This window comes from Parabacteroides vesiculifaciens (assembly GCF_049860805.1).
Taxonomy (GTDB): Bacteria; Bacteroidota; Bacteroidia; order Bacteroidales; family Tannerellaceae; genus Parabacteroides.
In genome coordinates, this window is the sequence record NZ_CP187555.1 from 3,511,657 (window position 1) to 3,534,485 (window position 22,829).

15 protein-coding genes, 2 tRNA genes, 3 rRNA genes and 1 pseudogene are annotated in these 22,829 nt (G+C 45.3%); 6 read left to right on the forward strand and 15 right to left on the reverse strand.

The window, feature by feature from the left end; genetic code table 11:
• Position 1: 1 nt before the first annotated feature.
• On the reverse strand, positions 2-988 hold the full coding sequence (locus ACPYIV_RS14055) for a FecR family protein (protein ID WP_425883581.1): 987 nt from the start codon (positions 986-988) through the stop codon (positions 2-4).
• A 267-nt stretch (positions 989-1,255) separates the two neighbouring features.
• Complete coding sequence (locus tag ACPYIV_RS14060) at positions 1,256-1,831, reverse strand: RNA polymerase sigma factor (protein ID WP_308526286.1); 576 nt, start codon at positions 1,829-1,831, stop codon at positions 1,256-1,258.
• Positions 1,832-1,961: 130 nt separating this feature from the next.
• Between ACPYIV_RS14060 and ACPYIV_RS14065 the strand changes: the two genes are divergently transcribed.
• From ACPYIV_RS14065 to ACPYIV_RS14075, 3 genes and pseudogenes are all read left to right on the forward strand, one after another.
• A complete protein-coding gene (locus ACPYIV_RS14065) occupies positions 1,962-5,225 on the forward strand; it encodes a S41 family peptidase (protein WP_425883583.1) in 3,264 nt (1,087 codons plus the stop codon).
• Between the two features lie 121 nt (positions 5,226-5,346).
• Positions 5,347-5,509 (forward strand): annotated as a pseudogene (locus ACPYIV_RS14070) (AAA family ATPase); the annotation flags it as partial.
• Entirely contained in the window at positions 5,490-5,660 is a 171-nt protein-coding gene (locus ACPYIV_RS14075) for a PD-(D/E)XK nuclease domain-containing protein (protein WP_425883585.1), read from the forward strand. The pseudogene ACPYIV_RS14070 and the gene ACPYIV_RS14075, both read left to right, overlap by 20 nt.
• Positions 5,661-5,775: 115 nt before the next feature.
• On the opposite strand, the gene ACPYIV_RS14080 is transcribed toward ACPYIV_RS14075, so the two are convergent.
• The 6 genes from ACPYIV_RS14080 to ACPYIV_RS14105 all read right to left on the reverse strand — a co-directional run bounded on the left by ACPYIV_RS14080 (position 5,776) and on the right by ACPYIV_RS14105 (position 9,818).
• Complete coding sequence (locus ACPYIV_RS14080; RefSeq protein WP_425883587.1) at positions 5,776-6,276, reverse strand: hypothetical protein; 501 nt, start codon at positions 6,274-6,276, stop codon at positions 5,776-5,778.
• An 11-nt stretch (positions 6,277-6,287) separates the two neighbouring features.
• Positions 6,288-7,031 carry a hypothetical protein gene (locus tag ACPYIV_RS14085; RefSeq protein WP_425883589.1) on the reverse strand — a complete coding sequence of 248 codons (744 nt, stop codon included), beginning with the start codon at positions 7,029-7,031 and terminating at the stop codon, positions 6,288-6,290.
• A gap of 26 nt (positions 7,032-7,057) precedes the next feature.
• The gene (locus tag ACPYIV_RS14090; RefSeq protein WP_293732147.1) at positions 7,058-7,843 is read right to left on the reverse strand and encodes a DUF6261 family protein; all 786 of its coding nucleotides are present in this window, start codon (positions 7,841-7,843) and stop codon (positions 7,058-7,060) included.
• Positions 7,844-8,507: 664 nt separating this feature from the next.
• Complete coding sequence (locus tag ACPYIV_RS14095) at positions 8,508-9,134, reverse strand: lysine exporter LysO family protein (RefSeq protein ID WP_293732146.1); 627 nt, start codon at positions 9,132-9,134, stop codon at positions 8,508-8,510.
• Entirely contained in the window at positions 9,131-9,409 is a 279-nt protein-coding gene (locus ACPYIV_RS14100; RefSeq protein WP_293732145.1) for a LysO family transporter, read from the reverse strand. Before ACPYIV_RS14100 ends, ACPYIV_RS14095 begins: the two co-directional genes overlap by 4 nt.
• 13 nt (positions 9,410-9,422) lie before the next feature.
• Positions 9,423-9,818 carry a hypothetical protein gene (locus tag ACPYIV_RS14105; protein ID WP_293732144.1) on the reverse strand — a complete coding sequence of 132 codons (396 nt, stop codon included), beginning with the start codon at positions 9,816-9,818 and terminating at the stop codon, positions 9,423-9,425.
• 257 nt (positions 9,819-10,075) lie between these two features.
• On the opposite strand from ACPYIV_RS14105, the gene ACPYIV_RS14110 reads away from it, so the two are divergent.
• Entirely contained in the window at positions 10,076-12,334 is a 2,259-nt protein-coding gene (locus tag ACPYIV_RS14110) for a GH92 family glycosyl hydrolase (protein ID WP_425883592.1), read from the forward strand.
• 131 nt (positions 12,335-12,465) lie between these two features.
• Positions 12,466-12,792, forward strand: a complete 327-nt coding sequence (locus ACPYIV_RS14115; RefSeq protein ID WP_293732142.1) for a YbjQ family protein — start codon at positions 12,466-12,468, stop codon at positions 12,790-12,792.
• A 598-nt stretch (positions 12,793-13,390) separates the two neighbouring features.
• Here the strand turns inward: ACPYIV_RS14115 and rrf are convergent.
• From rrf to ACPYIV_RS14145, 6 genes are all read right to left on the reverse strand, one after another.
• Positions 13,391-13,501, reverse strand: a 5S ribosomal RNA gene (gene rrf / locus ACPYIV_RS14120).
• A gap of 109 nt (positions 13,502-13,610) precedes the next feature.
• Positions 13,611-16,486: ribosomal RNA gene (locus ACPYIV_RS14125) — 23S ribosomal RNA — on the reverse strand.
• A 183-nt stretch (positions 16,487-16,669) separates the two neighbouring features.
• A tRNA-Ala gene (locus tag ACPYIV_RS14130) sits at positions 16,670-16,743 on the reverse strand.
• Positions 16,744-16,754: 11 nt separating this feature from the next.
• Positions 16,755-16,831: transfer RNA gene (locus ACPYIV_RS14135), tRNA-Ile, on the reverse strand.
• A 157-nt stretch (positions 16,832-16,988) separates the two neighbouring features.
• Positions 16,989-18,515 (reverse strand): 16S ribosomal RNA (locus tag ACPYIV_RS14140).
• Together the 16S, 23S and 5S rRNA genes with 2 tRNA genes alongside form the textbook arrangement of a ribosomal RNA operon.
• A 530-nt stretch (positions 18,516-19,045) precedes the next feature.
• Positions 19,046-19,888 carry a LytR/AlgR family response regulator transcription factor gene (locus ACPYIV_RS14145; RefSeq protein WP_425886525.1) on the reverse strand — a complete coding sequence of 281 codons (843 nt, stop codon included), beginning with the start codon at positions 19,886-19,888 and terminating at the stop codon, positions 19,046-19,048.
• A gap of 182 nt (positions 19,889-20,070) precedes the next feature.
• Here ACPYIV_RS14145 and ACPYIV_RS14150 point away from each other — a divergent pair, with 182 nt between their 5' ends.
• Positions 20,071-21,216, forward strand: coding sequence for a DUF6051 family protein (locus ACPYIV_RS14150; protein WP_293733958.1), 1,146 nt, complete (start codon positions 20,071-20,073; stop codon positions 21,214-21,216).
• 71 nt (positions 21,217-21,287) lie between these two features.
• Here ACPYIV_RS14150 and ACPYIV_RS14155 read toward each other — a convergent pair whose 3' ends face one another.
• Positions 21,288-22,730, reverse strand: coding sequence for an MFS transporter (locus ACPYIV_RS14155; RefSeq protein WP_293740795.1), 1,443 nt, complete (start codon positions 22,728-22,730; stop codon positions 21,288-21,290).
• Positions 22,731-22,829 lie beyond the last annotated feature (99 nt).

The window sequence follows — 22,829 nt, forward strand, 5'->3', positions numbered from 1 at the left end:
TTTATTGAATTTTTAATTGATTAGACTTATTAATCGTTACATTGTTTCCTGTGATCTCATAAGTAAACCCATACTGGAATTTCAGAGCTTCCATGACGTACGGGAGTTGTTCATCCTTGAATGAACCGGAAATCGGATCGTTCGCGATCTCCGGGCATAGCAGGTCGATATGCACTCCATACCATCTTTCGATCTTCTGGAATACCGAACCCAGCTTTTCCGATTCGAACACCAGATGATTTTGCGTCCAAGCTGTCTCTTTTACATTATCTGTATCGTGAAAACTGATTTTCCCATTATTTTTCGAATAGATCGCTTTCTGCGAAGGCTTCAATATAAAACTTTCCGAAGGCGACCCGGAGTCGTAAAGACGGACGGAGCCTTCTATCAAAGAAGTCTCCACAAAGTCATTCTCCTCATACGAGTAGACATTGAAGCTGGTTCCCAGCACTTCGATATTCAAATTGCCGACCTGCACGACAAACGGATGCTTCCTGTCTTTGGAAACCTGGAAATAGCCTTCGCCCTTCAAACAGGCGACGCGCTTTCCATCGACAAAAGCATAAGACAAGGAACTTTCCGAATTCAACTTGACAGAGCTCTTATCCGGCAATGTCAACTGCACTTTATCACCGGCCGGGACTTCCGCCAGGAAAGAAGTGTTCCCATTCTGCAATTCATGCAAAAGAGAAAGGTTCCACGCCGTAACGGATAAGACGGCAACCACGGCAACGGCCGCCACGATACGGGACCAGCGAATAATGGTTTTAGGAGAATTTATCTGCAACCGGAGCCTCCGGTGAATCTCCCGCTTACGGCCGGCTTCCATAGGCGGGAAATCGGAATTTCCATTCCAAAACGCTTCCATCCTTTCAGACAGTTCCTGATCCGAAAGATGATTCAAGGACTCCTTGAAGTCCCCGAAATCTTCATGATTGGTCTTTCCGCTTAAGAATTGAGAATATAATTTATTAAATAAACCGGTCATAATTTGTCGATTGTTTATAGTTACACGAACAAGTACTAAAAAAGTACCAGGCGTTATTATATGTTCTAAAGCATATTCCCGCTCCTTTCCCTTATGACGTGCCCGAAGTTCCATCTAATGAAACCAAAAGTTTCATGCCTTGGAACCTTTAGTTTCATTTAAAGGAACTCTTAGTTCCATTGAGAGAAACTCTTAGTTCCAAGCCATGAAATTATCTGGAACTCCGGGAGCGGCTTGGGAAAAGGGATGCAGGCTTTTTTGGTCTTCCTATATGAAAAGGGCAAAAAGATAATTATATTTCCGGAGCTCCTCACGCAGAATCTTTAATGCGGCGGACAAATGATTCTTTACCGTTTGCTCGGACAAATCCGAAAGGGCGGCTATTTCGGCGTTGCTCATTCCTTCCTCTCGGCTCATTTCAAAGATGTTCCGCTGTGCGGGAGTCAGTTTTTGTTTGGCGATTGCCAACTTGTCGATAAAATCATCATAATATATTTTCTCTACGGAAGTATTATCCAATAGGTTCTCGTCTTCGCAAAAGCGAATGTAATCTTCAAAATCAGGGCGGTTGATCTGTTGGCGGAAAACGTCGATCACCTGGTTCTTGGCAATCGTGAACAACATGGATTTGAAAGAGCCCTCGACAGATAGGGTGGCACGCATGTTCCACAGCTTGAGAAACGTCTCCTGCACGATATCTTCCGCCTGGACAACAGACTTCGTATGCAACAAGGCGAAACCGTACAAAGAATCCGCGTACATATTATATAATGCATCGAACGCTTCATAAGAGCCACGTTTAAGTCTTTCTATGATATTGCTATGTATCGATAATTCACGCATAATTACCTCAGTCACCCCTAACTTTTAGTTCGTAAAGATAGAAATAAACTACTGAACGACTACTATCAAACTTATTTATCTCTTTTTTTATAATAATACCGTATCTTTATGCCCATCAAAAAAGCGAAGCATGAAATCATTATTTATCCTGACTTCAGCACTACTATTTACGACAAACGTGCTGGCCGAAAATGATCCGCTATGGATGCGCTATCCGGCAATTTCTCCAAACGGTGAAACAATTGCCTTTACTTACAAAGGCGATATCTACACTGTTCCGGCAAATGGTGGCAAAGCCACCCAGTTAACAACCCATCCGGCTCACGATACACGCCCGGTCTGGTCGCCTGACGGCAGCCAGATTGTGTTCGCTTCCGACCGGAACGGAAATTTCGACATCTTCGTGATGGACAAGGAAGGGGGCAGCCCGAAGCAGTTGACCACCCATTCCGCAAACGAATATCCGGAAACGTTCAGCGATGCGAAACACATCCTCTACTCTGCCTCCATCCAACAGGATGCCAAAGACAGCCAGTTCCCGTCAAGCCAATTCCCGCAGATTTATCAAATCGGTCTGGACGGCGGACGGCCGGAGTTGTATTCATCCCTCGCCATGCAGAGCCTGGCGCTCAATAAGCAAGGCGACAAGCTCCTTTACCAGGATATGAAAGGATATGAAGATCCCTGGCGCAAACATCACCAGTCGTCCATCACACGCGACATTTGGTTGTGCAACCTCGGGCAGGACCGCACCTTTAAAAAGATCACTTCTTTCAAAGGAGAAGACCGTAACCCGGTATGGACGCCAGACGGTTCTTCCTTCTACTACTTGAGCGAAGAGAAAGGGAGTTTCAACATATTCAAAAACGACCTGACCGGCAAGAACAGCCGGCAGATAACCAACCATACCACGCACCCGGTCCGTTTCCTGACTTCAGACAATAACGGCAACCTCTGTTACGGATATGACGGCGAGATCTATACGGTCAAAGAGGGTGCACAGCCTAAGAAAGTGGATATCCGGATCATTTCGGACAAGGTGGAAAACGACCTGATCCACCAACTCAAGACAAACGGTGCTACCGATATCGCCGTTTCCCCCAGCGGAAAGGAAGTCGCCTTTATCGTACGCGGCGATGTGTATGTGACTTCGGTCGATTATGAAACGACCAAGCAGATCACCAACACACCGCAGCAGGAACGCGACCTCGACTTCAGCCCTGATGGCCGCTCATTAGTTTACTCTGCCGAGCGGGACGGAATCTGGGGCGTTTATCAGAGCAGCCTCGTACGCAAGGACGACAAATATTTCACCTATGCACAGGAACTGAAAGAAGAACCGCTGGTGGTAACCTCACAGGTCTCTTTCCAGCCGATGTACTCGCCTGACGGAAAGGAAGTCGCTTTCTTAGAAAACCGTACGACCTTGCGCGTGATCAACCTGAAGAGCAAACAGGTCCGCACCGTCCTGGATGGTAAATACAACTATTCGTATGCGGATGGTGACCAGTATTACCAATGGTCGCCCGACAGCAAATGGTTCCTCGCCAAATACATCGCGATCGGCGGCTGGAACAATACGGATATCGTACTGGTAAAAGCGGACGGCAGCGGCGAAATGACCAACCTGACCGAAAGCGGCTATTCCGACAACAACGCCAAATGGGTACTGGATGGAAAGGCGATGATCTGGTCGTCCGACCGTGCCGGTTACCGCAGCCACGGAAGCTGGGGAGCGGAAGATGATATTTACATCATGTTCTTCGACGGCGAAGCCTATGATAAATTCCGCCTCACCAAAGAAGAACAAGCCCTGCTGGACGATGGCAAAGAGGACAAAGACAAAGATAAGGACGAAGAAGACAAGGACAGCAAGAAAGATAAAGACAAAGACGGCGGCAAGAAGAAGGACGAGAAGGCAGACAAGCCTGTCGAACCGCTTAAATTCGACCTGGCAAATCGCAAAGGCCGCATCATGCGCCTGACCGTCAACTCTTCATTCTTAGGAGATGCCGTCCTGACTCCAAAGGGCGACAAGCTATACTATTGCGCCACGTTCGAAGACGGTTACGACCTGTGGGAACACAATTTCAAGGAGAACACCACCAAGCTGCTGATCAAAGGCGTAGGCGGCGGGACCATGTTCCCCGACAAGAAAGGCGAAAACATCTTCCTCGTTTCGAGAGGCCAGCTGAAGAAGATCGAGATCAAGGACAGCAAAACGAAACCGATCGCTTTCAAAGCCGAATTTGCCTATCGCCCGGCAAAGGAACGCGAATATATCTTCCACCACACCTGGCGCCAGGTATTGGACAAGTTCTATGATCCGGCAATACACGGCATCGATTGGGCTGGATACGAAAAGGCATACGAAAAGTTCCTCCCGCATATCAACAACAACTACGATTTTGCCGAAATGCTTTCCGAAATGTTGGGCGAACTGAACGGTTCACATACCGGCGCACGTTACCGCTCCGCCTCTTCCGCACCGGCAACAGCCAGCCTCGGCGCTTTCTATGACAACAGTTATACGGGCGACGGGTTGAAGATCGAAGAGATCATTGCCAAAGGCCCGTTAACAAAAGCCGGAACCAAGATCAAACCGGGCTGCATCATCGAAAAGATAGACGGCACAGGCATCAAGCGCGGCGAAGATTATTATCCGTTATTAAGCGGCAAAGCCGGCAAGAAAGTGCTGCTGTCCGTTTATAACCCGGCTACTAAGGAACATTTTGAAGAACAGGTTAAACCGATCACATACGGCGCTCAGTCGGATCTGCTTTACAAGCGTTGGGTGGAACAGAAGCGCCTGATGGTCGATAAGTTGTCGAACGGAAAGATCGGATATGTGCATGTAGAGGGAATGAACAGCGAAAGTTTCCGCGAGACCTATTCCGAACTGTTGGGCCGTTGCCGCGAGAAGGAGGCTGTGATTGTCGATACGCGCCATAATGGTGGCGGTTGGCTGCACGAAGACCTGGCAATCCTGCTGAGCGGCGAACTGTATGCCAAATTCACCCCGCGCGGGCAATTCATCGGCAACGATCCGTTCAACAGATGGATCAAACCGTCTTGCGTACTGATGTGCGAAGACAATTATTCGAACGCCCACGGTTTTCCCTGGACATACAAGACGTTGAAAATCGGTAAACTGATCGGTGCTCCCGTACCAGGCACGATGACAGCCGTATGGTGGGAATCCCAGATCGACCCGTCGATCGTCTTCGGCATTCCGCAGGTCGGCATGCAGGATATGCAGGGCCGCTACCTCGAAAACCAGCAACTCGAACCCGACATCGAAGTCTATAACTCCCCCGAATCCCAGCTGAAAGGCGAAGACCACCAGCTTGAAGAGGCGGTGAAGGAGATGTTGAAAGAGGTTGGTAATAAATAATTAAAAGGAAGAGGCTGTTATGAGGACAGCTTCTTCTTTTTGCAAAACTTTAGCCGGACAGATTGTTATATACACAAGAGACACGTATCTTTGTAATATTCAGAATCCTAAAAATCATTTGATTATGAGCAAGATTTATCCCATTGGAATCCAGGATTTCGAAAAAAATCCGTAAGGATGGATATTTCTACATTGATAAAACTGCTTTAATTTATCAATTAGTTAAAGCCGGCAGCTATTTCTTCCTGAGCCGTCCGCGCCGTTTTGGAAAAAGCCTGCTCATTTAAACTCGACGGCACAGCCGAAGACGCTCTCCGCCAAATCAATGAAAAAAATTATGCCCTGCCTTTCGTATCCGATCCCCGCAAGCTGTTCAGGATAGGTGTCAACTTTAGCAAGGAAACGCGGAATATCGAGAGGTGGGTAGTGGAATAAATAGTAGATATGAGGATATGTCTCAAAAAGTAATTTCCAATGTGGAGATAAATCACTTTTTGAGACATTCCTAAATTCATATTATGACTATTCTTTATAAATTATTTCACACACGTTAATACATATCAATATCTTCTCCTTCTGACTCTTCTGATATACGAACCCAAACTAATGTATCATCTTTTAGGCCACTTGGCCTAACCTCGGACACTATATTAAGCCGAGAAAAATCATTAGAAAAATGATATGAAGTAAAACCATTTGTTTTTGCAGCCCAGTATTTTCCATATTCTTCTGAAAATATATCATAGTTTCCCCATGACTTACATAATTCCTCATAAATATGTATACCTTTACTATTTGTTTTTTTCAAAACCATTTCATTTACTTTTACCAAATTAAATCCATTTGACCTTAGATAAATATTACCTGACTTATCAGATTGATAACACATCTTACGTCCATTAATAAAAGTAACATACATGGTACGACCATCACCTTTACTCTTTATACCATTATCATCAACAAAATAATCCAACTTATAAAAATAAGTTTGTCCAAAACATTGACATGCAGCTATTAGCATCAAAGTCATAATAAATAATACCTTTTTCATACCTCAATTTTTTAATAGTTTTTTTTCTTTTCAATATGTATTGTGTAAGGACTGGGCTGCTGTATTTCCCATGCCGATTGGGAAAGAGTAACCCCTTGCCGTGATGCATAATCACGCCAGTCCTTCATTTGCCGTTGAAGATTAATGATAGAAGTTGCGACTCCCATTGCAGCTGATTGTGAATCAGAAGAGCTTGAAAGATATCGTTCATAAGTATTAAAATAACCTCTTAACTTTTCTTCCATTGAATTATAATGAGACTGTAACATGCTAACATTTGGTTTTTCTTTTTCTACTCCTTCTAAATTTAATGTATTGATTGGTGTAGGTATAATATCGATATTCTTAGTAGATGTTGATTTTTTAATTAATGAGCATGTCATTATTCCATTTGGTGGAGTTGATCGCTCATAAATATAGATACGATCAATATCATCTAAAACAATATTAATCCTACTCTTATCTGTTGAAACACGATATTTTACCATTCCCCAGAATGATTCCCCATAATAGGTTGTAAATTTTGCATTCGTATTAAAGAGAGTCAAGTTTCCATTATTTACAGTATAACCTTCACGATCTGAATCATAGCAACCTTTTTTTGTAAAAGTTATAAACTGCCCTGAATCTTCATCTCCATTTGATACTTTTCCATTATGCTCCTTTATTCCAATCTGTTTATAATAATAGGTTTGAGCATTTACATTATAACAAATCAGAAGAAACAAGAAATATCCAAATACTAATTTATTCATGATAAATTCAATAAATATATTCATTTTTACAACTCACCAGGCCTTTCTTCTTCCCCGCCTGACGGAGGAGTGGAGTTGCCGCCACCGGTTTTGCCGCCTTTGCCCTTGCCTAAATGGTTAGAGATGACGACACGGTAGAAGTCGATACGGGCATTTAGCTCACGGAAAAGATCGGCATATATCTTTGTCTTGTTGACAAGTGCCTGAGCATTAAGCAGCTCTCGCAAATCTTCATAAGCAGACTTCAAAAGAGGACGGGTATCGACTGTTTTCCCTGCTGCCAAGCGAGTTGCTTGTTCATCGGTACGGTCATTTGACAATGAGATACATAAATTATTTAGTGTATCTAAATCATCTACCCGTTTGGTCAGGCCAAGTTTTTCAATGTGAGGTTTGTTTGCATCAGATCGTAGTTCTTGTATCAGGTTGATTGTATAACCAGAAAGATCAGTAAAACGTTTGTTTTGTCCTTTCTGAAAACTTCTTGCAATCGGTTCCAAGATTCTTGCTGATTCACTGTTTACAGAATCGAGGTCATCAAGATTCATCAATATACGATTGATAATGCCTGAGAAGCGCTTCTTACGAAGATTTCCGGCATTTTGTAATAGAATGGTGTAGCGACTACCTTTTACTTTTACGATACTGTCGTCATAAATGATAAGAGATGATTTAAATTCTGAAAAAACAGTTTCTACTTTTAACTCGGTAGGATCAAATTTAGTGACTAAAGCTTCTACATCTTTACTAAAAAGTAAAAATTCATTGTTTACTAATCGATCACTATTAAAAAACTGGATGTACATTGACATAGTAATTAGATTTATATTTGAATTAATAATTTAAAAATCTAACAAAACGGACACTCGGGAGACGAAAAATGTATTTTGTTCCAACAAAATGGATTTTTTGTCGGCAAAAAATGGATTTTGACGTAACATAATGGATTTTTCGTCGAAGAAAAATATATTTTGACTGAACAAAACGGACACTTTGTCGACAGAAAATACATTTTGATCTGTCGGAATACTTTTTTATGCATTCAAACAAAAATTTTACAATAACCCGGCATTCTTGAAAGAGAAGAAAATCTTTCAATTTTAGCGGAAAATGAAATTTTGAGCCTATTTGTGCCATTTTTTTCAGAATCTTTTATTTTGTGTAATGTGTGAAAGCCGCTTTTGAAGCGGCTTTGTAAAAAACAACTTTGAAAAAATGACTAATGAAAACGTACGTTTTTTTTAGTCATTACAAATGTAGGTAAAAATTTATACTTGGAAAATTTATTGCTCTCATATTTTTCTAAGGTTCAATATTTTATCCTTTAAAGTGAAAGGTAGGAGGCCTTTTTTTAATGCCAAATTTTGTGTCAAAAAATGACTAAAAAAAACGTACGTTTTCTTTAGTCATTTATTTTTGACCATATAACCCCCAAAAATCAACGTTTATCCTTTTTCCCACATCCTGCAAATAGTGTCAAAATGAACAAAAGAACGACACAAAGAACGGAACGGTAAAATCTACAATAATCCCATGAAAAATTGATACGAAGACAAGGTCTTTTCCCGAATAGCGGGTGATGATTGGTAAAGTCGTATCCATTGTCGTGGCACCGCCGGCACAGATAGGCGACAAACGACCGAAATATTTGACAAAAAGGGGTGCTCCGAGAAGAGCCATAATCTCGCGCATGATATTTGCCATCAAAGCGATCGTTCCTAATTCGGTGGCGAGTTGGACCCCTAAAGACGGCTCCTTCAACTGGGTGATCAGGATAGACGAAAGCGAATAATAGGCAAAGCCGCTCCCTACTGCTAAGCAATCAAAAACACTCCATTTAGTAAGCAACAGACTGACTAAGGCCGAAAAGACCAGCGTCCCGCTAATCGTGGCCAAAGGGACTAAAAGCAGTTTCGGACGGATGCTGCGGAGTATCTCCTTTAGTTTCTTATCGCTGCCGATGCTTAGCCCGACCTGGAACATCAGCAGGTAAAGGACATATACCGTAATGTCGTTTTCAACCACGACATCGGGTAACCAGCCGCTCCATCCCAAGAGGCAGCCGAGCACAAAAAATCCGACGACGATCAGGCTTCCTTTCATCTGCGGCTCCTTTCTTTAAAAAACAGGTTATAGACTCCCCAGGCCGCAAGCACACTTCCAGCCGTAGCTGCCAGGGCGAGCAGGAAAGCCTGGCCGCCCAGCGTGGCGAGGTTATCGACAATCTCTTTGTTTGTCCCGACGGAGATTCCCAGGAGGAAAAGGAGCAAAAAGATCGTGTAAGAAATAGGTTTGCCGATCTTCTGCAAAAGTTCGATTTTGCGTAAAAGATAGCCTGCGGCAATGCCCGCAAACATTATACCGATGACAGTGAACATATATAAAGAAAGATTATTGGGCTTTGACGGCTTTGACAGCTTTATGGAATGTGATAGGGATCATCATGCCTTCGGCATCAGCATTCCCGACCAGTTTATTCTTGTCTTTCTGTTTGAAAGTGAGCGAGACATAGGTCCCGTCCACATAAAAATTGCATTTATAGGTATCGGTCTCCTTCTTGATTTCCTTGACGGTCATTTCCGTACCGCTGATCGTGAAAACGGCTGACAGGTTATCACCGGTTTTCTTAATCTGGCAAGTTCCTTCCTGGTAGCCGTAAGGGGCATCAGGGGCGGAGAAGTTCCACAGTCCGATAACCGCACCGGAATGAGATTCCTGCGCATAGAGCGATAAGCACATCATCATACAAAGAAGCGTTGCAAATACTTTTCCAATATTCGTTTTCATAATAAAAATAGGATTAAATTAGACTTAGCGCTTCAAAGATAAGCATTATCAACTACAAATGAAGTGGTCAGGATAAGAATAAATAGAATAATGCACAAAAGGACGAGGACGGCCATGGCGGAGGAAGGTCGCAGTTCCGGCGGACTTTTTTTTGAAGAAAAGCGGGATATATGCGTATATTGTTCTTTTTCATTATATTTGTATTCGTAAAAGCAACAAATCATTCGTTCAGGAGATAAAAACACAGATAATATAACATGAAGAAAACAATCCTATTCCTTCAGGCTGCGGTGCTCGGGCTTCTGGCAGCTTGCAGCCAGCCATCGGGCGAGGAACAACTACGCGATGAGATCCAGTACGTGAACCCATTTATCGGAACAGGGTTCCACGGGCATACTTTTCCCGGGGCTACCCGTCCGTTTGCTCTTGTACAGGTCAGCCCCGATACGCACATCATGGGCTGGGATGCCAGTAGCGGCTATCATTATGATGATGACCGGATATATGCTTTCAGCCATACCCACCTGTCGGGCACGGGAATCGGCGATCTGGGAGATGTGGCGATCCTGCCTTTCTCGGGTGGCGATTCGATCAAGCCGGTAGCGACCTTCAAGAAAGAGACGGAGAAAGCGACGCCGGGCTATTATACGGTGCGCCTCGATAATTTCGGTATTAATGTAGAACTAACCAGCACGGATCGCGTCGGTTTCCATAAATATACGTACGATAATCCGAAAGACCGCCGTGTCCTTCTCGATCTCGGCCATGTGCTGCAACCGAACTGGGGGCACAAGCTGGTGGGGAATGAATATCTTTTTGTAAACGATTCGACGGTCGAAGGGACTGTCAAAACGCAGGGGTGGGCACATTTCCATTCTGTCTCTTACCGGATCACTTTCTCGGAACCGATCGAGACGCTTTACCAGTATATCGACGGAAATTTGCGGAAGGACTCACTGTTCTTGCGTCTCAACACAACGGGCGACCTGAAATTCCATTATAAATTTGCGGAGAGCGACAAACCGCTGTATGTAAAAGTGGCGATCTCGCCTGTCGACACGGATGGTGCGGACAGGAATATGCTGGCCGAACTGCCGGGATGGGATTTCGAGGCGACACGTGCCGAATCCGCCCGTATCTGGAACGAAGCTTTAAACAGCATCCAGATCGAAAGCACGGACCCGAAGGTGATGGTGAATTTCTACACGGCTCTCTACCATACGATGATCGCGCCTTATGCTTATCAGGATGTGGACGGGCGTTACTTAGGGATGGACAAGAAGGTACACCGGGCGGAACCGGGTTATGTGAACTATTCCGTCTTCTCGCTCTGGGACACTTTCCGCGCCTTGCATCCGCTGATGACGATCATCCAGCCTGAACGGGCTGCCGATTGGGGTAAAGTGCTCGTGCAGGGATATAAAGAGGGGGGAATCCTTCCAAAATGGCCGCTGGCTTCAAGCTATACGGGCTGCATGGTTGGTTATCCGGCTGTTTCCGTACTGGCGGACCTGGTGACTAAAGACCTGGCGGAAGGTGACCTGAATGTTTGGGCCGAAGCGGGTGCCCGTTCTTCTGTCTACAGGGACGATCTGGCTGAGAAATTCAAGGGGACGCGTGAACTGGATTTGATTACCCTCCATCCTTATTATAAGGAAAAGTATGGTTTTGTTCCGGCCGACTCGGTTCCCGAATCTGTCTCCTGGGGGTTGGAGATGGCCTATTATGACTGGTGTATCTCCCAGATCGCCGCAAAAGCTGGCAATACGGAATTGGCCAAGGAGTATGCCGCAAAGGCGGAATATTACAAGCGTTATTTAGATCCGGATACCAAGATGATGCGTGGGGTAATGGGTGACGGTTCTTTCCGCACACCGTTCAATCCTCGTTATTCTTCCCACATGAAGAGCGATTATACCGAAGGGAATGCCTTCCAGTGGAGTTTCTTTGCCCCACATGATATGGATAACTTCATCGAGACGATCGGTGGCAAGAAGGAACTGGAAACGCGTCTGGACACATTATTCACCACCTCCTCCCATGTTGACGGCGAAGAAGCCTCCGGCGATATCACCGGACTGATCGGGCAATATGCACACGGTAACGAACCGAGCCACCACATGGCTTATCTCTATAACTGGACGGATGCACCTTGGAAAGGGCAGGAACGCCTGGACCAGATCATGCAGAACTTCTACACCAACGAACCGGACGGTATCATCGGGAATGAGGATTGCGGACAGATGTCTGCCTGGTATGTGATGAGTGCATTAGGCTTCTATCAGGTCGCTCCGGGCATCCCAGTCTACACATTAGGCCGTCCGATGGTCGACAAAGCGCTCATTCATGTAAAAGGCGGTATATTCGAAATCCTGGTAAAGAACAACAGCGCCGCCAACAAATATGTCAAAGAAGTCAAACTGAACGGCAAAATCCTCGACACTCCGTTCATCAGCCATAACGACATCGTAAAAGGCGGCAAGCTGGAATTTGTCATGAGCAATACCCATAATTAAAGTGTGATACATAAAAAGGCAAAGCGATTTCTCCCGTAACAGGAAAATCCGCTTTGCCTTTTTATCCGTCAAATAAACAAATATCCTACAGAATAAATATATTTGTTCCCGGGTTCCATAATAATAAAGCTATGTTAATAACAACAACAAACAACCTCGAAGGAAAAGAAATTACCCAGTACTTCGGAATCGTCTCCGGCGAAACAATCATCGGAGCCAACATCTTCAAAGATTTCTTTGCCAGCATTCGTGATATCGTTGGCGGACGCGCCAGCTCATACGAAGGCGTCCTACGCGAAGCCAAAGAAAGCGCCCTGGCAGAAATGAGCCAACAAGCCGCCCAAATGGGAGCAAATGCGGTAATTGCCGTCGACCTCGATTACGAGACCGTAGGCGAAACCGGTAGCATGCTGATGGTAACTGCCGCAGGGACAGCCATACGCTACCAGGATAAATAATAAACTTCCAAATCAAAAGACTTACGCCTTTGCCGGAAAAGCCGCCCATGTTTCCCTGAAACTATCGGCGGTTTTTTCATGCCCGCTCCTTATCGCATCCGCACATTCCGCATGTTTCGCACTATACACTCCTTCGCTGGTGAATTCAACAGATAACAACCTATATTCCTTACATTTACTCTGTTTCAAAATTTTCCAGAAGCCGCAAGATGAATGCGGAAAGCATAGCTTCTTAAACAGCCCAAAAGAAAAGCATAAACAAAGGGGATAAAGACTAATAAACGGACTATGCACTTACCTGAAAAGTCTATATATACTCAACGGTAGAATCTATATGCACGCACCGGCAAAGTCTATTTCCTATAGATATCAACCTTTTTATACTCGATTGCTTTCCGCATCCCATTCAGCGGAATGGCTGGAAAACAGAAAAGGACAAACAATTATATATTAACTGCTTAACCCTGTTTTTTACCAGCAAAGGAGTGTATAGTGCGGAACATGCGGAACGTGCGGAAACTATCGGTGGTTCTTCTGTTCCACCGACCTTCTTAAACGAAGAAAGCCGACCCAAAACTGGATCGGCTTTCTTGCTCTAAAACGGCGGCTATCTACTCTCCCACTTTTACGCAGTACCATCGACGTGGTTGGGCTTAACTTCTCTGTTCGGAATGGGAAGAGGTGGATCCCCAACGCTATAACCACCTTAATATCTTTTTTCTTATATATTAAGACTTTTGACTGGACAACCCCAAGGATTTGTCTTGTAACTCTTATGTTCTTTTCAAGCATACCGCCTATATAGCAACCCTTACATGATTTGAAAGTCCCGGGCTATTAGTACTACTCGGCTTCGACATTACTGCCCTTACACCTGTAGCCTATCTACGTCGTAGTCTACAACGACCCTTGAGGGATATCTCATCTTGAGGCTGGCTTCGTACTTAGATGCTTTCAGCACTTATCCAATCCAGACTTAGATACCCGGCGGTGCTCCTGGCGGAACAACCGGTAAACCAGTGGTCTGTCCAACACGGTCCTCTCGTACTAGTGTCAGAGCCCCTCAAATATCCTACGCCCACGATAGATAGAGACCGAACTGTCTCACGACGTTCTGAACCCAGCTCGCGTGCCACTTTAATGGGCGAACAGCCCAACCCTTGGGACCTTCTCCAGCCCCAGGATGTGACGAGCCGACATCGAGGTGCCAAACCGCTCCGTCGATATGAGCTCTTGGGAGCGATCAGCCTGTTATCCCCGGAGTACCTTTTATCCTTTGAGCGATGGCCCTTCCATGCGGAACCACCGGATCACTATGCTCTAGTTTCCTACCTGATCGACTTGTGAGTCTCCCAGTCAAGCACCCTTATGCCATTACACTCTACGACCGGTTACCAATCGGTCTGAGGGTACCTTTAGAAGCCTCCGTTACTCTTTTGGAGGCGACCACCCCAGTCAAACTACCCACCATACAGTGTCCTCTTTTCCAAGAGTTAGAACTCAAACAATCAAAGGGCCGTATTTCAACGTCGACTCCACAAATACTGGCGTACCTGATTCATTGTCTCCGGCCTATCCTACACATCAATTGCCCAAATTCAATGTAAAGCTATAGTAAAGGTTCACGGGGTCTTTTCGTCCCATCGCGGGTAATCGGCATCTTCACCGATACTACAATTTCACCGAGCTCACGGTTGAGACAGTGTCCAGATCATTACACCATTCGTGCAGGTCGGAACTTACCCGACAAGGAATTTCGCTACCTTAGGACCGTTATAGTTACGGCCGCCGTTTACTGGGGCTTCAATTCAAACCTTCTCTTGCGATAAGCTCTCCTCTTAACCTTCCAGCACCGGGCAGGTGTCAGGCTGTATACTTCATATTTCTATTTCGCACAGCCATGTGTTTTTGTTAAACAGTTGCCTGGACCTATTCTCTGCGCCCAGCCTTACAGCTGGGACCCTTTATCCCGAAGTTACAGGGTCAATTTGCCTAGTTCCTTAACCGTGAATCACTCGAGCGCCTCAGTATTTTCAACCCAACTACGTGTGTCCGTTTACGGTACGGGTACTTTATGAATATGCTTAGCGGATTTTCTAGGGAGCCTGATTACATCCATATTGCCTTGTACAAGTACTCGGCATACTGTCAGGTTCAACTCTCGGGGCGGATTTGCCTACCCCGATCGACGCCTACACCCTTCAACCATCTATTCCGTCAGATGGCAGGACTGTCACTTCTCCGTCTCCACATCGCTCCATAAAGTAGTATGGGAATATTAAACCATTCTTCCATCGGAATCGCCGTTCGGCTTATCCTTAGGTCCCGACTTACCCTGATCCGATTAACGTTGATCAGGAAACCTTAGTCTTTCGGCGAGGGAGTTTCTCACTCCCTTTATCGTTACTTATACCTACATTTGCTTTTCCATGCGCTCCAGCAACGGTTATCCCTTACCTTCGACGCACATGGAATGCTCCCCTACCATGTATTACTACATCCATAGCTTCGGTAAACAGTTTATGCCCGAGTATTATCCACGCCAGACTCCTCGACTAGTGAGCTGTTACGCACTCTTTAAATGAATGGCTGCTTCCAAGCCAACATCCTAGCTGTCTCTGCAGTCTGACTTCGTTAGTTCAACTTAACTGTTATTTGGGGACCTTAGCTGATGGTCTGGATTCTTCTCCTCTCGGACGCGGACCTTAGCACCCGCGCCCTCACTCCTTATCAATATATAGCACGCATTCGGAGTTTATCTGGACTTGATAGGCGGTGAAGCCCTCGCATCCAATCAGTCGCTCTACCTCATACTATACTTAATAAAGGCTGCACCTAAATGCATTTCGGGGAGTACGAGCTATCTCCAAGTTTGATTAGCCTTTCACCCCTACCCTCAGTTCATTGGAACACTTTTCAACGTATACCCATTCGGACCTCCAGTTAGTGTTACCTAACCTTCATCCTGACCAAGGGTAGATCACTTGGTTTCGCGTCTACTCCCTCCGACTATGGCGCCCTGTTCAGACTCGCTTTCGCTTCGGCTCCGGACCTGAAGTCCTTAACCTTGCCGGAGAAAGTAACTCGTAGGTTCATTATGCAAAAGGCACGCCGTCACATCTTACGATGCTCCGACCGCTTGTAGGCAGACGGTTTCAGGGACTATTTCACTCCTCTGTTCGAGGTGCTTTTCACCTTTCCTTCACAGTACTGGTTCGCTATCGGTCTCTCGGGAGTATTTAGCCTTACGGGATGGGCCCCGTAGATTCACACAGAATTTCTCGTGCTCCGCGCTACTCAGGATACCACTAAGCTTCGTCAAGGAGTCGTATACCGGGCTATCACCGTCTATGGCCATCTTTTCCAAGATGTTCTACTTCCTTAATTTCTTGCCACGCCGTGGTCCTACAACCCCGACAATGCCTAAACATTGACGGTTTGGGCTATTCCGCGTTCGCTCGCCACTACTTGCGGAATCACTTTTGTTTTCTTCTCCTATGGGTACTTAGATGTTTCAGTTCCCCACGTTCGCTTTCCTTACGGAATGGCTGGCCTTCAACCAGCCGGGTTGCCCCATTCGGAAATCCCGGGATCAATGGTTATTTGCACCTACCCCAGGCTTATCGCAGCTTATCACGTCCTTCATCGCCTCCGAGAGCCAAGGCATCCACCGTCTGCCCTTACTTACTTTCTTTATCACTGACACTTGACGGATTCGCAATTTTGCAATTGCTTATCCATCGCGCGTCGGATTGATATATCTTCAGTTTGCTCTTATTTATTCGTTACTTAACTTTTTTGAAGTTGTCCAATACGTCAAAGATCTTTTGTTTAATGAATAATTAATAATTAACAATTAAAAACCACTCATCTTATGTGGAGAATAACGGATTCGAACCGTTGACCCTCTGCGTGCAAGGCAGATGCTCTAGCCAGCTGAGCTAATCCCCCGTTTGTCATTTTGGTAGTCCCAGGCAGAGTTGAACTGCCGACCTCTACATTATCAGTGTAGCGCTCTAACCAACTGAGCTATAGGACTGTCAACTGTTGTGTTGCCTGAGAGTTTCTCATCTCAGCTTCATCTTTCTCTTTACTGGTTGTCCAGTTTTAAGATCATATATGAATACATATTCAACCGTAGTACACGAGAACTACATACCTGTCGTTCTCCTACTTTAACCAGATTCAGGCTCCAGAAAGGAGGTGTTCCAGCCGCACCTTCCGGTACGGCTACCTTGTTACGACTTAGCCCCAGTCACCAGTTTTACCCTAGGCCGATCCTTGCGGTTACGGACTTCAGGTACCCCCGGCTCCCATGGCTTGACGGGCGGTGTGTACAAGGCCCGGGAACGTATTCACCGCGCCATGGCTGATGCGCGATTACTAGCGAATCCAGCTTCACGGAGTCGAGTTGCAGACTCCGATCCGAACTGAGACATGGTTTGGAGATTAGCATCACATCGCTGTGTAGCTGCCCTTTGTCCATGCCATTGTAACACGTGTGTCGCCCCGGATGTAAGGGCCGTGCTGATTTGACGTCATCCCCACCTTCCTCACAGCTTACGCTGGCAGTCTCACCAGAGTCCTCAGCTTTACCTGTTAGTAACTAGTGATAAGGGTTGCGCTCGTTATGGCACTTAAGCCGACACCTCACGGCACGAGCTGACGACAACCATGCAGCACCTCGTAATCAGCTATTGCTAGAAGGCCTCTTTCAAGGCCGGTCCGACTACGTTCAAACCCGGGTAAGGTTCCTCGCGTATCATCGAATTAAACCACATGTTCCTCCGCTTGTGCGGGCCCCCGTCAATTCCTTTGAGTTTCACCGTTGCCGGCGTACTCCCCAGGTGGATTACTTAACGCTTTCGCTGTAGAGCTTACTGTCTATCGCAAACTCCTAGTAATCATCGTTTACTGCGTGGACTACCAGGGTATCTAATCCTGTTTGATCCCCACGCTTTCGTGCTTCAGTGTCAGTTATGGTTTAGTAAGCTGCCTTCGCAATCGGAGTTCTGCGTGATATCTATGCATTTCACCGCTACACCACGCATTCCGCCTACCTCAAACACACTCAAGTCTTCCAGTTTCAACGGCAATTTTATGGTTGAGCCACAAACTTTCACCGCTGACTTAAAAAACAACCTACGCACCCTTTAAACCCAATAAATCCGGATAACGCTCGCATCCTCCGTATTACCGCGGCTGCTGGCACGGAGTTAGCCGATGCTTATTCATACGGTACATACAAAACACCACCCGTGGCGCACTTTATTCCCGTATAAAAGAAGTTTACAATCCATAGAACCTTCTTCCTTCACGCGACTTGGCTGGTTCAGACTCACGTCCATTGACCAATATTCCTCACTGCTGCCTCCCGTAGGAGTTTGGACCGTGTCTCAGTTCCAATGTGGGGGACCTTCCTCTCAGAACCCCTATCCATCGTCGGTTTGGTGGGCCGTTACCCCGCCAACTGCCTAATGGAACGCATGCCTATCTATCAGCGATGAATCTTTAACAAATAGTCCCATGCGGGACCCCTGTTTTATGGGGCATTAATCCGACTTTCGCCGGGCTATTCCCCTCTGATAGGTAAGTTGCATACGCGTTACTCACCCGTGCGCCGGTCGCCGGCAATGTATTGCTACACTCCGCTGCCCCTCGACTTGCATGTGTTAAGCCTGTCGCTAGCGTTCATCCTGAGCCAGGATCAAACTCTTCGTTGTTAAATTGTTTATATCTTCGCTCAGAATCTCGTTAATTTATCGTAGTTCCTTGACGGTATGTTTAGTATTTCTACTACGTCTCTTGTACTACTTGTTGATATGTAAATCTTTCAAAGAACTTATGCTATCTTTCGATTGCGGCTGCAAAGGTAAGGACTTTTTTTTAACTGCCAAATTTTTTCGAAGAAAAATTTCGGAAAGTTTTTTCAAGCCACCGGGAGGCCGGACATCTCGCTTAGCTTTGCTAACCTCATCCACCTTTCCGGGATACCTTCTATCATCATGTTGACTGCTGCCGTTCTCTCTCGAATGCGGGTGCAAAAGTAGAACTTCTGATTCTACTATCCAAATTTTTTACGGAGTTTTTTTCATGTTTTTTCCACAACTGATATTGGTTATTAAAGGTACGCACACACGAGGATTTTGATCTCTTTTTTATTACAACCAGGAGAAAAGATAACGAAACAAGACAGAAGCGAGCTTTATCGAAAAGGAAAAAATCTGCGAAAAAGAGGAAAAAAAACATTGGCTTACGACGAATAGGTCATAAACCAATGGGTTACTTTTTCACTATAGGTCTTTGAAATCGGAATATCGGGCACATTTTCAATCCCCAACTCCAGATAAACCCCATCTTTCTCACGGCGGATGACTTTTACCTGGTCGAAATTGACCATATAGGAACGATGGCAACGCAACACATTCGTATCCGCCAGATCCTCTTCCAACGTTTTCAAGGAATTGCGCAACATGAACTTAGTCAGTGCGCCCTTATTCAAATACCAAATGCAGACATAATTATCAGCAGATTCCATATATAAAAGGTTGCTACGTTTGACAGACAAACGCAACTCGTGCTTTTCATCATAAAACGAGAATACGTTTTGCCGCCCGGCAACCTCCGCCTGACTTTCTTTCAACAAAAGCAATTGCCGCTCCTTCTCCTTATAAGAAAAATAGAGATGCAAAACCGAATAGGGCAGCAAAAGAACAAGACTGGTATTTATAGCCGATTCCTTGAAAGCGCTCAGGTACTCCCGTTCCGGATTAAGGACAAGTGTATATATCGTATAGAAAAGAGACATGAAAAAGATCTCGAGTACGATCCAAGCCGCATAAGCGCTAATGGTAATCGTATGCTTCTTTCCCCAATAATACATGATGATACGGCTGATAACCACAACCAGCACACCTGTCAAAATGATCAGGCTCGAAAAGATGAAAAACTTAAATTCCGAAACAGCATACCAGCTGGAAGAGCTGAAAGGCTTATAGATGTTGATAAAAACCAACGCAAAGAGGGCTGTCATCAGAATGAGACGAACAATATTCGACTTTTCATAAATATATTCCGGTATCCTATAACCTCGCATTCCCATACTTTTTACCTCTGTTTTGGAAACAAATGTACATATATTTCGCTACACATTCACCCCGCATATAAATATTTCACCCCTCCATCCGGCTTTCTACCCCCAACCCAAGTAGCCGGAACCATTTATTTTGAAGGATTGTTTTTCTGTTGTTAGTTTGCAGGAAACAATTCAAAACACATATGGATATTTCGATTCGTACACAACAGCTCAACAGTCTTTTTTCGTATGATAAAAAAGCTGATTTGACAGACAGCCATCTGGAGATCGTACCTTTTCGCTTTACCCAGAGAATCGGAGCCAGCGAGATCAACGAATTTCAGAAGGGACTTGCCGGCACCGAATTCTGTCCGGTAACCGACAATCATATTCAAGAAAACAAGAGTTTCACCTATACCGTCTTCACCCCTTCCGGCAAAGAAAAACGCGACAAAGCCATCATCCTGCTGCACGGCCTGAACGAACGCACCTGGGAGAAATATCTGACCTGGGCGGAATATCTGACCAAGAATACGGGGAAACCGGTAATCCTTTTTCCCATCGCTTTCCACATGAACCGTACCCCCAGTCGCTGGTGTAACCCAAGAGAGACATTATCGTGGGCGAATGTCCGGAAAAGCGAGATCAACAACCTCAGCAACTCCACCTTTGCCAATGTAACGCTGAGCAGCCGGCTTTCCAAAAATCCGTTACGCTTTTACGCGTCCGGCAGAGAGTCCGTCTATAATCTGTGGCAACTGGTCCAGGAAATAAAAGAGGGCAAACATCCGCTTTTCAAAGAAGATACCTCCATCAACCTGTTCGCTTACTCCATCGGAGCCCTCTTGTCGCAAGTGCTTTTGCTCGCAAACCCGGAAAAGATGTTCAACGATACGCGTCTGTTCATGTTTTGCGGCGGTTCGATCTTTAGCGAAATGGACGGGAATGCACGGGATATCATGGATAAGGAAGCTTTCGAAAGCATACAGAAGTACTATCGCCATGATTTCCTGGAGCAACGTTTACTGCCGACAACCTTCAAAAACGATTTTATGGAACAGGCATTCAAAGCCATGATCCGCGAAGACGTCATGCAGGATTACCGCGAGACGTTCTTCCAAAAGGCTTGTAACCGGATACGGGCGATTTCGCTTAAAAAAGACAAGGTCATGCCGACCCTGGGAATAAAGAAGGCTTTCGGCAATATATCCAATAAGATTCTGGAAGAGATGGACTTCCCTTTTTCATATTCCCATCAGGTTCCCTTTCCTTTCCGGAGCAAAGCAGATCAAATGCTGGTCAACCAGTCATTCCTGAACGTATTCGGAAAAGCAGCCGCTTTCCTATAATGAAGAAGGAGAATGCACCCCTGTAGATGCATCCTCCTTCTTTCGTATAAACTATATACTCTCTATTTCAATTATTCAAGAACGATCACTTTATATTTCGGAACCAATACCTTCATGATAACCCAACCGATCAAATAAGCGACAGAACATACACAGAAGATAATAAAATAACCGGCAGGCTTACCCGTGAAGCCCATAAACGTCATCTGGGTAACATCTGCATAAACAAACAGGTTTCCGGCTGCTTTCTGCAAGATCATAGAACCGACACCGCCAGCCATACCACCGATACCCGTAACGGTTGCAATAGCCGATTTCGGGAACATATCACCGACAGTCGAGAAAATATTGGCCGACCATGACTGGTGGGCAGCACCACCGATACCGATCATAATAACCGGGAACCACGGGGAAATCGTACCTAACGGCTGTGCCAACAATACCAGCAACGGGAAAAATGCAAAAATCAACATCGCTTTCATACGTGCGGCATAGGGGTTCAAACCAGTCCGGTTAATAAAGATCGTCGGCAATTTACCTCCGTAAATAGATAACATCGTAATGGCATACAAAGTAAAGATCAACCCCATGCCCAACGGATCTGAAGTCTTGATCCCAAACTGCGTATTCAGGTAAGAAGGAGTCCAGAAAAGGAAGAACCACCAAACTCCGTCTGTCATAAATTTACCGACAATGAACGCCCAGGTCTGTTTGAAAGTGAAACATTGCAGGAAACCGATCTTCTTCTCATGTTCTTCTTCGACGATGACAATATCTTTCTCGTTTTTATCCTGTTCGATATACTCCAACTCGGCTTTGTTCACATGTTTGCTCCTGTCCGGAGTCGTGTACATGAATACCCACAGCCCCATCCAAATAAAACCAAGCGCACCGATCACGATGAAGGCCATCTCCCAACCCCAGGCTTTTGCCAGCAAAGGGATCGATATAGGAGCGATCAAAGCACCGATAGAAGCCCCGGCATTGAAGATGGAAGTTGCATAAGCACGGTCTTTCTTCGGGAAGTATTCAGCCGTAACCTTAATGGCTGCAGGGAAGTTACCGGCTTCACCCAATGCCAGAATACAGCGGGCGGCCAGGAAGAAATACATACTCACGGTAGCCAATACAACAACAACATCTCCTGTTGCTGCTATCAATTCCGCTGCACTGTTCATACCGACATAATGTTCGGTTGCGATACCGCAACCGGCATGAAGACAGGCTCCGAACGACCAAACACCGATAGCCCAAAGATATCCTTTTTTCGTACCCATCCAGTCGATAAAACGGCCGGCAAACAGCATACAGATTGCATATACAATTGAGAAAACTGATGTTATCGTACCGTAATGGGATTCGTTCCAATGGAACTCCGGTTTGATAAATTCATCCCAGGTCAAAGAAAGAACCTGGCGATCGAGGTAATTTACTGTTGTTGCGAAAAATAACATCGCGCAGATTGTCCATCTGTAATTTGTCATTTTCTCACTTGCTTTTTGAAATGTGTTCATGATATTAATATTCGTTTTTCATAATACGGGGACAAATATAAAGCATTTTTTTGGTTATATACAAGTTTGTGTGTGCGAATACACAAAGTATTTCATTTC

Coding starts and splice junctions, on each gene's coding strand:
- ACPYIV_RS14105 (WP_293732144.1), bottom strand. CDS start 9,818: ATGAAAACGAATATTGGAAAAGTATTTGCAACGCTTCTTTGTATGATG.
- ACPYIV_RS14150 (WP_293733958.1), top strand. CDS start 20,071: ATGGATATTTCGATTCGTACACAACAGCTCAACAGTCTTTTTTCGTAT.
- ACPYIV_RS14145 (WP_425886525.1), bottom strand. CDS start 19,888: ATGCGAGGTTATAGGATACCGGAATATATTTATGAAAAGTCGAATATT.
- ACPYIV_RS14095 (WP_293732146.1), bottom strand. CDS start 9,134: ATGAAAGGAAGCCTGATCGTCGTCGGATTTTTTGTGCTCGGCTGCCTC.
- ACPYIV_RS14100 (WP_293732145.1), bottom strand. CDS start 9,409: ATGTTCACTGTCATCGGTATAATGTTTGCGGGCATTGCCGCAGGCTAT.
- ACPYIV_RS14115 (WP_293732142.1), top strand. CDS start 12,466: ATGTTAATAACAACAACAAACAACCTCGAAGGAAAAGAAATTACCCAG.
- ACPYIV_RS14110 (WP_425883592.1), top strand. CDS start 10,076: ATGAAGAAAACAATCCTATTCCTTCAGGCTGCGGTGCTCGGGCTTCTG.
- ACPYIV_RS14055 (WP_425883581.1), bottom strand. CDS start 988: ATGACCGGTTTATTTAATAAATTATATTCTCAATTCTTAAGCGGAAAG.
- ACPYIV_RS14090 (WP_293732147.1), bottom strand. CDS start 7,843: ATGTCAATGTACATCCAGTTTTTTAATAGTGATCGATTAGTAAACAAT.
- ACPYIV_RS14085 (WP_425883589.1), bottom strand. CDS start 7,031: ATGAATAAATTAGTATTTGGATATTTCTTGTTTCTTCTGATTTGTTAT.
- ACPYIV_RS14080 (WP_425883587.1), bottom strand. CDS start 6,276: ATGAAAAAGGTATTATTTATTATGACTTTGATGCTAATAGCTGCATGT.
- ACPYIV_RS14065 (WP_425883583.1), top strand. CDS start 1,962: ATGAAATCATTATTTATCCTGACTTCAGCACTACTATTTACGACAAAC.
- ACPYIV_RS14060 (WP_308526286.1), bottom strand. CDS start 1,831: ATGCGTGAATTATCGATACATAGCAATATCATAGAAAGACTTAAACGT.
- ACPYIV_RS14155 (WP_293740795.1), bottom strand. CDS start 22,730: ATGAACACATTTCAAAAAGCAAGTGAGAAAATGACAAATTACAGATGG.